Below are 15,568 nucleotides of genomic sequence, written 5' to 3' on the forward strand. Positions count from 1 at the left end.
TGACTAATTTCATCAGGGCTTAGTGTAAATGACTAAGCCCTTTTTGGTATTTATGGATATATTTTAATGAGCTATATCCAGTAATACCGCGCCATTACCTTTATTGGCTAACGTATCGTCTGGGTTATAAATAGGACAGCTGGTCATCGACAGGCATCCGCAACCAATGCAACCTTCAAGTGAATCCCTTAAATCTTCTAGTGCTGTAATTTGTTTATTTAATTGTGTTTTCCACGTTTGCGACAGTTGAGTCCAGTCATCTTTGTTTGGGGTTCTTTGGTTTGGTAGATGGCTAAACGCAGTCTGGATAGCCTGTAGGCTGATCCCAAACTGCTGAGCCGCTTTAATTACCGACACCCGCCGTAATACATCACGTTGATAACGACGCTGATTACCTTGATTTCGCAATGATTTAATTAAGCCTTTTTGCTCATAAAAGTGCAGTGTCGATACCTTAACACCACAGCGCTTTGCCACTTGTCCTACAGATAAATCGTACTCGTTCAACATATATAAGCCATGCAAGGAAAATGATTATTGATAAAATAACGAAAAAAACACTTTACCTCAAGTTAACTTGAGGTTTTATCCTGTGTCCAGATAATTTAACTGAAATTAAAAATAAGGACATATTATGCATTTAGAGCATGTAAATATCGTGGTAAAAGATTTAGAGCAAACATTAGCTTTCTACCGTGCCGCCATGCCTCATTGGCGTATTAGAGGAGGCGGTGAGTCAACTTGGTATGGCGTGCCACGCAAATGGGTACACTTTGGTGATGACAAGCAGTACTTATCATTTAGTGATTCTGGAACCGGTAAAGTGAGAGACTTACGTTCTAATGATTTGGGTTTAGCGCACTTTGCGTATGTAGTGACTGATTTAGACAGTTTAGTTAAGCGTTTAAATCATGCGGGATTTGAGGTGCGTATTTGGGGGGTATTGAGCCCCATGCAAAGAGTGTTTATTTTATTGACCCCAATGGTTTTGAAGTCGAGTTCGTACAGTATTTAACTGATCTGCCATCTGAGCGAAATATTTATCTATAACAAGGACGTCATATGAACACCGCAATTATTATCGGCAGTAGTCGAAGTAAGGGTAATACCGCTATGCTTGTGAAACAATATCAGCAAGCTGCTACCTCGAACGTCAGTGTGTATGACTTAAATACGTTCACTATAGGTGAGTTTGATTATACGTATCAAAACAAATCTGATGACTTCAACTCGCTATTTAAACAGCTACTGACGTACCAAAGACTCATTTTTGCGACGCCTGTTTATTGGTATTCACCCAGTGCAAGGATGAAAATATTTCTCGATAGAATTTCAGACTTACTCAGTCAAGAAAAAGAGATGGGGAGGGCGCTAAGGGGGAAGTACGTTGCCTTGTTAGCAACGGGTGGCGATGTAGAAGTAAAGCCGTGCTTTGAAGAGATATTTATTCACACATTTGACTACTTAGGCTGCGTTTATGATGGAATGCTATATATTCCATTTGATGGTAACACGCCAAAAATCCCCATGTATCAATTAGTTGAACAATTTGTCAGCTAAATTTTGTCATTGGTTTTTTGATAAAAGACAATAGAGGTTGTCTTTTATCTTCCACTCGATTGCTAACCTATAGTTTTTAACCAACAAAAAGTGGACTTTACAACCGCTTTATCTGCATCGCTTCAGTATCAGTTGATGTTTATCTTATTCTGGATCGACTGGCCATATCTGCACCGAAATGGTGCTCATGGTCTCAATACCACACTAGAACACCCACGAACATACAAGTTGCTATTTACGACTCAGCAATAGCGATTAAACATTCGAAAACTCCACAGCGAGATCGCGCATGTTTGCGTACATATCTACTATGTAAAACGAACGTAAATTACGCATTTAATCATCATGGCTTATACAAGCATGTCAGGTTAAATATGTGCATTAACCTTATTGCTCATCAGTGAATACTCATACTCTCGACCTGGTCGAAACTATAGGGTTTATATATAAATGAAATACGAAAATCTATTTTGTAGCCTAAGCTATAAATATCAAAAATATTCATGTTACCTTTGTTAAATAAACGCTACTATCTTTATTTAAATTAACAAGTGTATCATTTTAATTAAGTGGAGCGATTTGTTTAGGCTTGGTTTTCAGCATAAGTTGATTTAGTTATTAATGTCGAAGATGTTACGTTAATGTTTATCATTTAAAATAATTGATACAGAAATGAACCTCAGTGTAGGCAGGTAAAATTTTTTAAAAATATAAAGGTAATATTAAAGAGTTAAAATAGCCAGGTTACTCTGCTTTTGTTTGTAAACAGCCATTTTCACGTAATTACAGAATGAAAATAGTTCATTTTCAGTTTGTTAAAAGTCTTTTGTGTGATGCAGATCACATTTTTTGGGTTTGCTAGGTATATTAAATGTTACTTTTTTTATAGGTGATTCAACTTTAAAAACTAATTTTCCTAGAAGTATTGATGTTATATTGTAAAGTTAAAAGTAAATATGATTTTCTGTTAACAAATATACTTATTATTGGTTGATTAATTTTAACATCCCTTGTCGTTAATTAATTGTCTTTATGTTTGATCTATTCAATGAAATTATTCAGTATCTGGTCATCGTTATATTCAGTTAGATTTTAATTAACGATAAAATAACAATAAATATGACTGGGAGTTAATAATTATGATTCAAAAAACATTTCTTTCTTTAAGTATTAAATCAGCTTTAATTGCCTCAATTGCTGTTTCTTCAAGTGTATCAATATCTGCTTTAGCTGCAGAAAGTACGGCTAAAGTTGAACGTATTGAGGTCACAGGTTCTCGAATTCAACGTCAAGATATGGAAACCGCCTCACCGGTAACTGTTATTGATGCTGCAGCAATTAAGGCGGAAGGTTTTACTTCTGTAGATGAACTTCTACAAGCGCAAACTTCTATGGCAGGAGCTGCGGTTGGTTCAAGTACTAACAATGGCGCAGATGGTGTTGCTCAGGTTGATTTGCGTGGGATGGGATCGCAGCGGACACTGGTTCTACTCAATGGTCGTCGCATGGTTAATTCAGGATCTGGTGCCAACAGCTCGGTAGATTTAAACGCAATTCCTGTCGCGATGATAGCCCGTGTCGAAATATTAAAAGACGGTGCTTCTGCTGTATACGGCTCTGATGCTATTGCAGGTGTGGTCAACATCATTACTAAAAAAGATTTTGAAGGCTTTCAACTTGATGTTCAAGGTGGCATGACTGATAAAAGTGATGGTGAGAATGGCGAAATTAGTGCGCTTTATGGTATGAATACCGACTCAGGCAATTACACCTTTGGTGTTGCTTATTCTAAACGTGAAGGCGTTATTCAGTCAGATCGTGACTGGACTGACCCTGGTTATAGCTCATTTATCCCAACAGGTACATTAGGCGGTAAAGTACTCAATGATGCAGGTGAATGGGTTAATCGTGATAGTGGCTATGACTATACTCAAGACAGTTTTTATCAAACGCCGAATGAACGTACCAGTGTATTTGCCAATATGGTTCAAGAAATCAACGATGACACGATTTTTACCGGTGATTTTCTATATACCAAACGTAAATCCAGCCAGCAAATGTCTGCTCAACCAGCAGATATTATGCTAAATGTGTGTGGTGATGCTAACACTTTACCTGGTGAGTCTTGTATTACACTTGATGATGCTATGCTTGCTGGCAATATTGGCGCTGATGATACCGGTCGTGTTAACTATCGTCGTCGTATTACTGACGTTGGTCCACGTATTTATTCGCAAGACACAGATACATACCGTTTATCAGCTGGCTTAGCTGGTACCTTAGATGTTCATACCGGATTCAACTGGGATGCTTCATATACTTACGGTAACAACAAAGCAAAAACACAGGTCGATAATTCGATTAATGCCACCAACATGGAAGCATCAATTTATGCTAACCAAGATGCGTGGTTTAATGGTGATGCGTTAACTCAAGGTGTAATTGATGATATTAGCTTCACTGAACAAAATAGTGGCGGTAATGAGCAACATACTTTTTCTACAGGGTTAAATGGCGAGTTATTTGATCTAGATGCTGGTGCTGTGGCCTTTGCTATTGGCGCAGAGTATCGTTACGAGAGCGGATATTATACACCTGATCAAGTTATTCAAGACGGTGACAGTACAGCCGCGCAACAGGATGCAACAGATGGCGATTATAATGTGTTGTCTATTTTCCAAGAAGTGAGTGTGCCGTTCACCGATAAATTAACCGGTGAATTTGCGCTACGTTATGATGATTATTCAACGTTTGGTAAAGCGACCACCTGGAAAGTGGGTTTAACCTATGAAGCGACTGACGACTTAATGCTTCGTGGTGTTGTCGCTACAGGTTTTAGAGCCCCAAGCATCAGTGAGTTATACGGCGGAGACACAGGGTCGTTCGATTATCTAACCGATCCGTTAGGTGATGAACAAGATCCACAAATATTAGTTCGTTATACTTCTGATGATGATTTACAAGCTGAAGAGTCTGAATCATTAACCGCAGGTGTTGTGTATTCACCGAGCGCAATTGAAGGGTTATCTTTAACGTTAGATTACTGGAGCTTTGAAGTGACGAATGCGATTACACGTCTAGACGTGCAATCAGGCATTAATGCATGTTTAGTCGGCAACGACAGCACTGCATGTGAAACCTTTGGAATTGACCCTACGGCAGGAGCCGCTAAGTTTGATAACTTAACTAGCTCACTGACTAACGTAGGTTCTCAAGATACTTCTGGTGTTGATTTTAACCTAGCGTATACCTTTGAAGGCTTAGGTTTAGACTGGAAGATCAGCAACGATACAACTTACTTGCTTAATTTTGAGCAAGATAACCAAGATTATACCGGCACGATTGATGGTAATTTTGGCGCCTACGCTAAAGTGCGTAATAACTTCAGTATTCAGGCGTCTCAAGATGACTGGAGTGTGATGTATTTCAATCGTTATATTGGTTCAATGGATGACCACTATACTGATTATGATGAGAATGATAATCCAATTGCTGCGCTAGCTAAGGCTGATTCAGTGCTGTATCACAATATCTCTGGTACATATCATATTAATAACGATATGAGCGTCAGTGCAGGAGTTAAAAACTTAACTGATGAAGAACCTTCTAGAGTCTCAAATGGCTCAGATGGTGGCACCGTACCTGAAGTTTACGACGTAATTGGACGTCAATATTATGCTGGCTTCTCAATGAAATTCTAAGATTAACAATTGCTAGGTCATAAGGCTTAAGGGATAGAAGGAAGCCAGCGAAAGCTGGCTTTTTTATTGCAAATGTTTATTGCAAATAAAGTCAGTTCTTAGCCTAATGCGGCAGTAGCTGAACTTTTTTGAATTAACTCAATTTTGTAACCATCAGGATCTTCTACAAAAGCGATTTGTGTTTTACCACCGGCAACCGGTCCAGGTGCTCGAGTAATTTTGCCCCCAGCAGCTGCAATGGCTTCGCAACGTGCATAGATATCAGCTTCGCCTATTGCTAAATGGCCAAAGCCTGTGCCCAGATCGTATTGTTCAACTCCCCAATTATAGGTCAATTCAATCACGGCTTGCCCCGTTGACTCTTCGCCAAAGCCAACAAATGCTAAGGTATATTTATACTCAGCATTTTCAGATTTTCTCAGCAATTTCATTCCCATTACATCAGTATAAAAAGCAATACTGCGATCTAAGTTACCTACACGGATCATAGTGTGTAAAAGTTGTGACATGTTAATCGTCCTTCTAAAACGGGATAAGTAGTAAGCCAGAATAATATCAATAGTGAGCAAGGTATGACAGCGGTGAGTGTCGTATCTAGATTGATAAAGGTAGATATTTGCTTTTGGTCGCTTTTGTAAGAGGGATAAGTATAAAATATTAGCTTAACATCACAATTGTGTTGTTTTTTCCTATGAAATTATTCCTATATTGCTATTATTTATCCATAATAAATGGGAGAGTTAAACATGACAACTGAACTTAAAATGGCTTTAGGCACTACCGTGGTAATCGCAATTTGTTTTAGTGCTTTCTTCGTGTCACTATTTTAATCGCACCCTAATACCAATAAAACTTGCTCATAAAAAAGCCGCATTAGCGGCTTTTTTGATCTCGAATTTATCACAATAAAGGATTATTCGTCGGGATAAATTTTTTCAGAATACTCACATAAGTCTTCGATAATACAACTACCACATCGAGGTTTACGTGCCAGACACGTATAACGGCCATGTAAAATAAACCAGTGATGTACATCGACTTTAAACTCGTTTGGTACTACTTTGAGCATTTTAAGTTCAACCTGATCGACGTTTTTACCCGACGCAAATTTTGTTCGGTTAGCCATTCTAAAAATGTGCGTATCAACCGCTATAGTTGGCCAACCAAATGCAGTATTAAGGACAACATTAGCGGTTTTACGGCCCACACCAGGAAGGGCCTCTAAAGCCTCACGATTTTCTGGTACTTGACCGCCATGCAAGTCAATTAACATCTTGCAGGTTTTAATCACATTAATGGCTTTATTGTTGTACAGACCTATCGTTTTAATATAGTTCTTTAGGCCATCGACACCTAAATCGTAAATAGCTTGCGGAGTGTTGGCAACCGGAAATAACTTGTCGGTAGCTTTATTCACACTGACATCAGTCGCTTGTGCCGACAGTGTCACCGCAACTAATAATTCAAAAGGTGAACTGAAGTTAAGCTCGGTTTCTGGTTTAGGATTATTATCTCTTAATCGGGTTAGGATTTGAGCACGTTTATCTTTATTCATCAGTAATACTAACTCACTTTGGTTATTCTGACGCGGGCAACAGCTTCTGTTTGCACTTTAGGTTGGCGTAGCTTTACCGCATGATCAATCCAATTCTTAAGCGCGATTAACAAACCCATTGCAATAAAAGCACCAGGCGGTAGTAGGGCGAGTAAAAATGCATTGTCAACTTGCCATAAATGAATTGTTAACGATTTAGCCCACTCTCCTAATAACAAATCCGCGCCATCAAATAGCGTGCCTTGACCGATTATCTCACGGGTTGCTCCTAATACGATGAGTACCGCAGTAAACCCAACCCCCATCATTAATCCATCAAATGCTGAATGAGCAAGGGTATTTCTTGATGCAAATGCTTCAGCACGACCAATAATGACGCAGTTGGTGACAATTAATGGCAAAAATATTCCAAGGGATAAATATAAGCCGTAAGCGTAAGCGTTAATAATGAGCTGAACACAGGTGACCAATGCGGCAATAATCATTACAAAAACGGGAATACGGATTTCTTTAGGGACAAAATCACGCACTAGAGACACTAAAATGTTTGAACCAACTAAAACCAGCAAAGTGGCAAGGCCTAAGCCAAGAGCATTTGTGACTGTCGCGGTAACCGCTAATAGCGGACATAGTCCGAGTAGTTGAACTAAACCTGGGTTGTTCGACCATAAGCCTTGCTTGGCAATTTCTTGATATTTACTCATGGGTGTCTCCACAGCGTCGTCCGCCTTGGTACAGTTCTTTACGATTAGCTTCTACAAACATGACAGCATTGCGGATGGCTTTTACATAGGCTCTTGGGGTAATCGTGGCGCCAGTGAATTGGTCAAATTGACCACCGTCTTTTTTTACCGACCAAGATTTATCTTCTGGCGTCCAAACTTTACCAGTAAATTCTGTCACCCAGTTTGATTTTCTCAGTTCTATTTTATCCCCTAATCCAGGGGTTTCTTGATGGGTGAGGGTGCGTACGCCAAGTACGCGATTATCATTATCGATACCTATAATGAGTTTAATTGCCCCGTTGTAACCATCTGGAGCAATGGCTTCGATAGCGATTGCTGTCGGTTGCTGTTGTTTCATTGCAATATATGCAGGTAAGTCAGCAGATGTGCCGAGTAAATCAGCAGAGTTAACCCAAATACACTGAGAAACTAACTCATTATCATAATATTGAGCCAGGACGACTTGGATCAATGTTTGACTTAATTGAGCCAATTGTTGTTGAAGGATTGTGTCTTTGGTTAAGCCATTGACCACAGCCACTAAACCGGTACAACACAGTGCAAATACACCTAGAATTGTGCCGTTTTTAAGCATTGAATTATCTTTTAATGACACAGGTTAACTCCCTGAACGGTGACCATATGCTCTTGGTCGCACATAATGATCGATGAATGGCGCGCACATGTTTGCAAGCAAAACAGCAAATGCAACTGCATCGGGATAGCCGCCATAGGTTCTGATAACATAAATCAGTATCCCTATCATGGCACCAAATAGCAGCCGTCCTCGAGCACTGGTGGCTGCAGTTACTGGGTCGGTAGCAATAAAGAACACCGCCAACATAGTACCACCGGAAAATAAATGCATTATTGGGCTGACATGGGTATCTGGATTGAGTAAAAACCCAAAGCTAGCGCACACAAATAAAGCGACTAGTATGCCTGTGCTGATATGCCAGCGGATCACGTTGAGCTTCAACATGATTAATCCACCAATTAAAAAGCCAAGATTGACACCAAACCAGCCTGCGCCAACCATTCCAGAAAATATCGGTTTAGCTAAGCTTTCAGTGGTAGTTAACCCCATAGATAAATCTGTTTTAAGGGTATCTAACGGCGTAGCCATAGTCGTGCCATCAATCGCAAGATTGTGCCCAACGTTAACCAATTCTGCTGAAGAACCCATAATAGCGTGCCATGCATAGGACATATTAACCGAATCTTGTGCTACAGATATTGGAGGGACCCAATCGGTCATTTGCACTGGAAAAGAAATTAACAATAAAACATAGCCAGCCATCGCAGGGTTGAACAGGTTGTTGCCCAGCCCACCGTATAAATTTTTAACGATTATAATAGAGAATAGCGTACCAATAACGATAACCCACCAAGGTGCTAGCGGGGGAATTGCTATGGCGAGTAAAAGGGCTGTTACCAGGGCACTATTGTCTGCTAACGTAGGTATTACAGGCCTATTGCGCAAGCGCAATATGATAGCTTCTGCTGCATAAGCGGTAATGACCGCGAGTATAATTTGCAACAGGGTTCCCAAACCGAAAAAGTATAATTGAGCTGCAATACCAGGTAGTAAGCATAAGGCTACGCGTTGCATGACTTTAGCTGTTTGCAGCGTAGTACTTACATGGGGTGAAGAGGCAATTTTAAATGCCATGTTTAGTCCTTTTTCTCTACTTGTAGAGCTAATTTTTTGGCTTTTGCTTTAGCTATTGCCGCAGCGATTTTTGCTTGTTTGTCCGTTAAACTGATATCAATAACTGGTTTATCGATATCAGGTTCACCAACCACAATAGTTTTTGCAGGTTCCAACATAGAGTCAACAAGTGGCGTATCAATATTAACGGTCACAGTCTTCGCCGCTTTTTTGGCTTTTGCGCGTGCGACGGCAGCATTAATTCGGGTTTGTTTATCTGAATCTTGTGTAGGTAAATGAGGTTGTTCAATAGCCTCTACAGTTAGGCTATTAGTGATGGTTACTGTTTCAACTTGTTGTGTGAGTTGGGCTTTTTTAGCTTTAGCACGTGCAACGGCTGCGGCCACTCTGTCTTGCTGTGACAAGACGGTTTTTACTGGTTCAGTACTATTAACAGATGCCGAATCAAGTACTACGTCTGTTGTCACTGTATCGCTATTTTGCGCTTGAGCTGCTTTTTTGGCTTTTGCTCTTTGAATCGCAGCGCTGACAGCTGATTTTTTATCCGCTATGTTGTTAATTTCAGCATTAGGCTGTTGAGTCAGTTGTGTATTAGGCGTTGTTTCTGCCTGTGTGGCACTGACATCTTGCGCAGCGGATGCTTTTTTAGCAGCAATACGTGCCATAGCGGCGGCGACAGCATCTTTGTCTGTGGTTTTCATACTTGCTTGCCGTTTTGCGGCAGCTTCTTTAGCTTTGGCTTCACGTGCTAGCTTTTCATCTTCTAAACGTTGAAGTCGTGCTTCAAATCGCACTTTTGCTTTTTCTGCTTGGACTTTTTCTTCAGCTTCAATTTTAAGTGCTGATTTTGCAATACGATAGTATTCAACTAACGGTATGTCACTTGGGCACACGTAGCTACAGCAACCACATTCAATACAATCTTGTAAATTATAACTTGCTGCTTTGTCATACTCTTCGGCTTTTGCATGCCAGAATAATTGTTGTGGTAATAAGAGTGCCTGGCAAGCAATAGCGCATTCACCGCAGCGAATACAGGCTTTCTCTACAGTGTCAGGGCTTATTTCTGCAGCAGAAGGTGCCAAAATACAGTTCGTCCCTTTTAAAATGGGAACATGAGTATCTTGAATAGCGTAACCCATCATTGGGCCACCAATAATCACTTTTTGGTTTTGTGCGACGCTAAAGTCTACTTGTTCGAGTACCGCTGAGATTGGTGTTCCAATAGGTAACCAATAATTGCCAGGCGGTGAATATTATTACCTGTTAATGTGACCACTCGTTCAACTAACGGTTTTCCGTGAATGACAGCATCACTGATGGCGAATGCAGTGCCTACATTTTGCACTACTATTCCTAATTGAGACGGTAGACAACCACTAGGTACTTCTTTGCCGGTGATAATTTGAATAAGTTGTTTTTCGCCACCTGAAGGGTATTTAGTCGGTATGACAGTAACTCGAGTACTGTTTAATGGTAAATGACTATCAGTAATAGCCTGCTTCATTGCATTGGCGGCTTCAGGTTTATTATCCTCAATGGCAATAATAATACGTTGTGGCTTAAGCACGCGGTAGATCATTTCTATTCCTGCCAATATCTCATTGCTGTAATCGCGCATTAAGCGATCATCTGATGTGATATAAGGCTCACACTCAATACCATTGATAATCACAAGATCAATTTTATTGGTGGTATTTAGCTTAATATGAGTAGGAAAAGCAGCACCGCCCATACCCGCTATCCCAGCTTGTTTAATCTTAGCAATTATTTCATCATTACTTATTGATGACATATCTGCAGGTGTTAGCTTGCACCAAGTATCTAAACCATCAGCTTCTATAATACAGCTCATGACAGGTAAACCAGATGCATGGTTACTTGCAACAGATTCGATACCAATAATAATGCCTGAAGTCGGAGCATGTACCGGCAAATAGATAAAACCATTACCTGCAGTCAATACTTGACCTTTGAGGACAGATTGCCCTATATCAACAATTAATCGAGCTTGATCACCAACCTGAGGAATAGGCACAATAAATTGTTTCGCTAATGGCAGTCGAGCAATCGGTTGTTGATTAGAAAGTTGTTTAAGCTCGGGTGGATGTATGCCACCTGGAGACTGCCACAGTGAGCCTTTATCTAATTGTTCTAATAAAGTTAACACTATCTTTCCTCTCGACTTTCAGGCAACACAGTAATAGGAATAGTATTGAGCTTCCAGTCCCAATTTTTAAGGGTTGTTTCAACAGGGAGCATATCAATACAATCTACCGGGCAAGGCTCAACACACAAGTCACAGCCAGTACAATCTTTTGCAATAACGGTGTGCATTAGCTTACCTGCACCTAAAATAGCATCGACTGGACATGCTTGAATGCATTTAGTACAACCAATACATTCATCTTCACGAATGTAAGCCACTTTTTTTACTGACTCTTGGGACTCTGCATTTAGCGGTTCAGGTTCAACTCCCATTAATTCAGCGAGTTTTTCCATAGTGGCAGTACCGCCAGGAGGGCATTTATTGACTTTATCGCCATTAGCAACTGCTTCGGCATAAGGCCTACAACCAGGGTATCCACATTGACCACATTGAGTTTGTGGCAGTAAGGCTTCCACTTGATCGATTATCGGATCGCCTTCAACTTTAAATTTATCTGCAGCAAAGCCTAATATAAGACCAAAAACACTGGCCACAATAGTCAACACAGCTACTGCAATAAAAATGCTTGTTATCATTACTTTACCAGCCCTGCAAAGCCCATAAATGCGAGTGACATAAGGCCTGCGGTGATCATTGCTATTGCACCACCTTTAAAAGGTAAGGGGACATCCGCTGCAGCAAGACGTTCACGCATAGCAGAAAATAAAATTAGCACCAATGAAAAACCGACCGCAGCCCCAAACCCATAAACAGCGGATTGGATAAAATTATGGTCTTCATTAACGTTGAGTAAGGCTACGCCTAAAACCGCGCAGTTAGTGGTAATCAGAGGCAGGTAAATTCCGAGCGCACGATGTAAAGTTGCACTGGTCTTTTGAACTAACATTTCCGTGAACTGTACCACCACCGCGATCACAAGAATAAAACTCATGGTACGTAAATATGATAAGTCGAACGGTTGTAATAGAAACTCGTTAGTTAAATAGCTAAGAATTGAGGCTAAAGTGAGCACGAAAGTGGTTGCCATAGACATACCCACGGCCGATGCCAGTTTACTGGACACCCCCATGAACGGGCATAAACCTAAAAATTTAACTAATACAAAGTTGTTGACTAGTACGGTACCAATCAATAAGAGGAGATACTCTGTCATTGCTGCGCATTATTTAATAAAACATCTGGGTATTATCTAAGGTTTAGCACTGATAAACAACGGATAAAAAACAAGGTTAACGAGATAATCGTTAACCTTGCTATAAAATTGTTCATTTTGGTTGCCAAAAATGGGTTTTACGGCCTGTTACTCAGTGCTAATAACGTTGTCTGGCTTCGCTATATAGTAACCTTGCAGCCCATCGACTAACAATTTTTCTAAGGTCAGTTTTTCATCCTGACGCTCAACGCCAGTTGCTATGACCAAAATTTTAAGGCGTTTTGCGATATCGACAATCATTCGTATAAAAAATTTATTGTTATTATCAGATTCAATTGCACTACTGTAACTATTATCTAATTTTATATAATCAGGGCGAACTTCTCTGAAAAATTTAAATGAGGTAAAACCTAATCCAAATCGTTCAATTGCAACTTTTGCTCCCACTTTATGTATTTCTGATACAAAATTAGCACTCGCGGTTAAATTGGCTTGCATACCTGATTCATTAACTTCGAAAACAAACCTAGATGCTTCTTTGCGATGATGAGTTAATATCTCTTTTAACCAATAAACAAAGGATTCTTGTAAAGCTGACGTTGCGCTGATATTGACACCTAACATACCAGTTAACATCGGATTTTCTTTCATTAGGGTTAGGGTATTGGTCACAATCATTTTATCTAATTCAACGCTTAAGCCATATCGCTCAGACATGGCTATAACCGTCGCCGTTGGTAGATGTTTTTCTTCGGCATTATAAAATCTGGCTAATAATTCACGATATAAATCATTATCGGTATTACAAGGTAAAATAGGCTGTTGGAAAAACTTGACTCCCCTACGATTAATAATATCGTTAATTGTCACTTTCCAATGTTCATCACCAAAGTTCTCATTACCATCAAACTCCGCTAAAAAGTGATAATGGTTTGGGCCTAAGGTTTGCGCAATACTGACAGCATAATCTGACATAGCGACTAAAGTGTTCGGGTCATTATCAGACTGATAGGGGACAACACCTATGTGCGCAACTGAATCTTGTTGAGTACTTTGAGTATAATCATCAAATTGCTGTTTAAGCTTTTCAACATAGCTCGCGCTTTCTTTTAAAGTTATGCCATCTAAAAACACTGCAAAGTCGCCGCTAGAAATTCTAAAGTTTTCAGGTTTAGCGTGTCTAGTGGCTGCATGTCGAATGCAATGTGATAACTTGGCCAAATAGTCATCACCTGCAGTTCTACCGTGTAGCTGGTTGATATTAGCCAGTTCAGATGCTCTGATAACGACTAAAACTCCAAATAAATTTTTCTGTGATTGTGTGACTCTTTCAAGATGCGCGATAAATCTAGGACGGGTTGAGAAACTAGTAATCGGGTCTTGATAAGCGGCTTTAGTCAGCTTGTCGTTCTCCACTCTAATGACGTCTAAACTTTCTTTTAGTCTGGCACGGCACTTTTCTAATGCAAGCCCAAGAGGTTGCAATATGCCCCTTAAGCGTGACATCTCTACCGCCTGGAAAGAAAGCGTAGAAATGCTATCGATATATTGCGCTGCATACTTGATACGACGTTTATGTACCATAATGAGTATTACAAATAACAGCATCAGTAGCAGATACGCCAAAAATAGTAACAGGGTAACTTCTTCAAGTTGATACAGGCTGGTTTCTATCGCTGAAATTGGGCTGAGAACGATTTGCATACGGCCATCAGGGAAAGTGAAACTATATCCAAGATCAATGTTAAATATTTTATCGGCAAATGATTGATCTACTTTTACAAGCGAACCATAAGTAAAGTTATGAATGCTGTCAGAATTATGGACATATTGAAAAAACTGGAAGTCATAGTCTCTGCTGAATGTTTTAAATAAATCATCACCATTACCCGTCCAATAACTGTATTTTTCAACATATTCGGCAAAATGTTGTCGCGCAGCATCGCCTTGTATTTGTACCTGACGGTTTTCAATTGTGTAAATTCGATAAAAGAGTAGACCGAAGACGATTAGCAGCACAAATTGAAAGGATTTTGATAAGCCCATAACATATCCATTTTATAAAAGTGATCCTTTATGTACCAACACTAAAGGTAAAGCAATATTAAGACAATATACGCTTTCGAGTATCCTTGTACGCTCAATAAGCGGGTTCATTATAAGCATTTTGGAAGGATAACAGAATTTGGTAACTCAAATCATTAGCCTGAATAGACTATATTTTAGCACTTTATGAATTATTTGCTTAATACTAATAGGGGGGGGGAGGTTTTTAAAAATTAATTTTTGATCATAAACCATTCTTTCATAAACTAAGTATGGCTCCCCAGACTGGACTTGAACCAGTGACATACGGATTAACAGTCCGCCGTTCTACCGACTGAACTACTGGGGAATTGATATACTTAATACTCAGTTTTTGATGGCTCCCCAGACTGGACTTGAACCAGTGACATACGGATTAACAGTCCGCCGTTCTACCGACTGAACTACTGGGGAAATGATCAAATACGTTTAAGTGGCTCCCCAGACTGGACTTGAACCAGTGACATACGGATTAACAGTCCGCCGTTCTACCGACTGAACTACTGGGGAATACTTAAAACGCTATATTATATTGGCTCCCCAGACTGGACTTGAACCAGTGACATACGGATTAACAGTCCGCCGTTCTACCGACTGAACTACTGGGGAATGATATAATACTGTTACCAACAATTTTGCTAATGGCTCCCCAGACTGGACTTGAACCAGTGACATACGGATTAACAGTCCGCCGTTCTACCGACTGAACTACTGGGGAATAGTTTTTAGCAATGTATTGCTGAGAACGGAGCGCATAGTAAAACGCCTAGTTGCATGAGTCAACTCGAGTTATAGAAAAAAGTGCAATTTACTTGTTAACTGCTCATGTAATGTGCATCGTGCACGACTTTTCAGCATTTATTGCCAAATTCGGCTGTTTTAGTTGGTAATAATGTTTTATCAAATATCATCCTTTTTCGCTCAAGTAAGTGACGGTGTTGTTATTT

General features: G+C 39.9%; 11 protein-coding genes, 5 tRNA genes and 2 pseudogenes. 3 read left to right on the plus strand and 15 right to left on the minus strand.

The features are described 5' to 3' along the window. Positions 1–63: 63 nt before the first annotated feature. Positions 64–510: a redox-sensitive transcriptional activator SoxR gene (gene soxR / locus L0B17_RS10680; RefSeq protein WP_235084708.1), complete on the minus strand. Its 447-nt coding sequence runs from the start codon at positions 508–510 to the stop codon at positions 64–66. A gap of 124 nt (positions 511–634) precedes the next feature. Between soxR and L0B17_RS10685 the strand changes: the two are divergent. The 3 genes and pseudogenes from L0B17_RS10685 (at position 635) to L0B17_RS10695 (ending at position 5,261) form a co-directional block, all read left to right on the plus strand. Beyond that, positions 635–1,050, plus strand: a pseudogene (locus tag L0B17_RS10685) (VOC family protein). A gap of 12 nt (positions 1,051–1,062) precedes the next feature. Continuing rightward, on the plus strand, positions 1,063–1,560 hold the full coding sequence (locus tag L0B17_RS10690; protein WP_235084709.1) for a flavodoxin family protein: 498 nt from the start codon (positions 1,063–1,065) through the stop codon (positions 1,558–1,560). 1,139 nt (positions 1,561–2,699) lie between these two features. Further along, positions 2,700–5,261 (plus strand): TonB-dependent receptor plug domain-containing protein, encoded by a 2,562-nt coding sequence (locus L0B17_RS10695; RefSeq protein WP_235084711.1) that lies wholly within the window; start codon positions 2,700–2,702, stop codon positions 5,259–5,261. A 98-nt stretch (positions 5,262–5,359) separates the two neighbouring features. Here L0B17_RS10695 and gloA read toward each other — a convergent pair whose 3' ends face one another. The 14 genes and pseudogenes from gloA to L0B17_RS10765 all read right to left on the minus strand — a co-directional run bounded on the left by gloA (position 5,360) and on the right by L0B17_RS10765 (position 15,339). Further along, positions 5,360–5,770, minus strand: coding sequence for a lactoylglutathione lyase (gene gloA, locus L0B17_RS10700; RefSeq protein ID WP_235084712.1), 411 nt, complete (start codon positions 5,768–5,770; stop codon positions 5,360–5,362). A gap of 404 nt (positions 5,771–6,174) precedes the next feature. Beyond that, positions 6,175–6,816, minus strand: coding sequence for an endonuclease III (gene nth, locus L0B17_RS10705; RefSeq protein ID WP_235084714.1), 642 nt, complete (start codon positions 6,814–6,816; stop codon positions 6,175–6,177). A gap of 8 nt (positions 6,817–6,824) precedes the next feature. Then, entirely contained in the window at positions 6,825–7,520 is a 696-nt protein-coding gene (locus L0B17_RS10710; protein ID WP_235084716.1) for an electron transport complex subunit E, read from the minus strand. Further along, complete coding sequence (rsxG, locus tag L0B17_RS10715; protein WP_235089756.1) at positions 7,513–8,136, minus strand: electron transport complex subunit RsxG; 624 nt, start codon at positions 8,134–8,136, stop codon at positions 7,513–7,515. Before rsxG ends, L0B17_RS10710 begins: the two co-directional genes overlap by 8 nt. A gap of 24 nt (positions 8,137–8,160) precedes the next feature. Then, positions 8,161–9,213, minus strand: a complete 1,053-nt coding sequence (rsxD, locus tag L0B17_RS10720) for an electron transport complex subunit RsxD (RefSeq protein ID WP_235089758.1) — start codon at positions 9,211–9,213, stop codon at positions 8,161–8,163. Between the two features lie 2 nt (positions 9,214–9,215). Then, positions 9,216–11,383: pseudogene (gene rsxC / locus L0B17_RS10725) on the minus strand (electron transport complex subunit RsxC). Continuing rightward, on the minus strand, positions 11,383–11,958 hold the full coding sequence (rsxB, locus tag L0B17_RS10730; protein ID WP_443019886.1) for an electron transport complex subunit RsxB: 576 nt from the start codon (positions 11,956–11,958) through the stop codon (positions 11,383–11,385). The pseudogene rsxC and the gene rsxB overlap by 1 nt, the downstream one beginning before the upstream one ends. After that, positions 11,958–12,536 (minus strand): electron transport complex subunit RsxA, encoded by a 579-nt coding sequence (gene rsxA, locus L0B17_RS10735; RefSeq protein ID WP_235084718.1) that lies wholly within the window; start codon positions 12,534–12,536, stop codon positions 11,958–11,960. Before rsxA ends, rsxB begins: the two co-directional genes overlap by 1 nt. A 147-nt stretch (positions 12,537–12,683) precedes the next feature. Then, positions 12,684–14,582, minus strand: a complete 1,899-nt coding sequence (locus tag L0B17_RS10740) for an EAL domain-containing protein (protein ID WP_235084720.1) — start codon at positions 14,580–14,582, stop codon at positions 12,684–12,686. A 273-nt stretch (positions 14,583–14,855) separates the two neighbouring features. Further along, positions 14,856–14,931 (minus strand) — tRNA-Asn (locus L0B17_RS10745). Between the two features lie 28 nt (positions 14,932–14,959). Further along, positions 14,960–15,035: transfer RNA gene (locus L0B17_RS10750), tRNA-Asn, on the minus strand. 20 nt (positions 15,036–15,055) lie between these two features. Then, a tRNA-Asn gene (locus L0B17_RS10755) sits at positions 15,056–15,131 on the minus strand. Positions 15,132–15,154: 23 nt separating this feature from the next. Further along, positions 15,155–15,230: transfer RNA gene (locus L0B17_RS10760), tRNA-Asn, on the minus strand. A 33-nt stretch (positions 15,231–15,263) separates the two neighbouring features. Continuing rightward, positions 15,264–15,339: transfer RNA gene (locus tag L0B17_RS10765), tRNA-Asn, on the minus strand. Positions 15,340–15,568: the final 229 nt, after the last annotated feature.

Origin of the sequence: Shewanella sp. OMA3-2 (genome assembly GCF_021513195.1) — a bacterium.
Classification (GTDB): Bacteria; Pseudomonadota; Gammaproteobacteria; order Enterobacterales; family Shewanellaceae; genus Shewanella.

What these genes read in the sequence shown, in the direction of transcription:
- nth (WP_235084714.1), bottom strand. Translation starts at nt 6,816, where the DNA reads ATGAATAAAGATAAACGTGCTCAAATCCTAACCCGATTAAGAGATAAT.
- rsxA (WP_235084718.1), bottom strand. Translation starts at nt 12,536, where the DNA reads ATGACAGAGTATCTCCTCTTATTGATTGGTACCGTACTAGTCAACAAC.
- rsxB (WP_443019886.1), bottom strand. Translation starts at nt 11,958, where the DNA reads ATGATAACAAGCATTTTTATTGCAGTAGCTGTGTTGACTATTGTGGCC.
- soxR (WP_235084708.1), bottom strand. Translation starts at nt 510, where the DNA reads ATGTTGAACGAGTACGATTTATCTGTAGGACAAGTGGCAAAGCGCTGT.
- L0B17_RS10690 (WP_235084709.1), top strand. Translation starts at nt 1,063, where the DNA reads ATGAACACCGCAATTATTATCGGCAGTAGTCGAAGTAAGGGTAATACC.
- gloA (WP_235084712.1), bottom strand. Translation starts at nt 5,770, where the DNA reads ATGTCACAACTTTTACACACTATGATCCGTGTAGGTAACTTAGATCGC.
- rsxG (WP_235089756.1), bottom strand. Translation starts at nt 8,136, where the DNA reads ATGCTTAAAAACGGCACAATTCTAGGTGTATTTGCACTGTGTTGTACC.
- rsxD (WP_235089758.1), bottom strand. Translation starts at nt 9,213, where the DNA reads ATGGCATTTAAAATTGCCTCTTCACCCCATGTAAGTACTACGCTGCAA.
- L0B17_RS10740 (WP_235084720.1), bottom strand. Translation starts at nt 14,582, where the DNA reads ATGGGCTTATCAAAATCCTTTCAATTTGTGCTGCTAATCGTCTTCGGT.
- L0B17_RS10695 (WP_235084711.1), top strand. Translation starts at nt 2,700, where the DNA reads ATGATTCAAAAAACATTTCTTTCTTTAAGTATTAAATCAGCTTTAATT.
- L0B17_RS10710 (WP_235084716.1), bottom strand. Translation starts at nt 7,520, where the DNA reads ATGAGTAAATATCAAGAAATTGCCAAGCAAGGCTTATGGTCGAACAAC.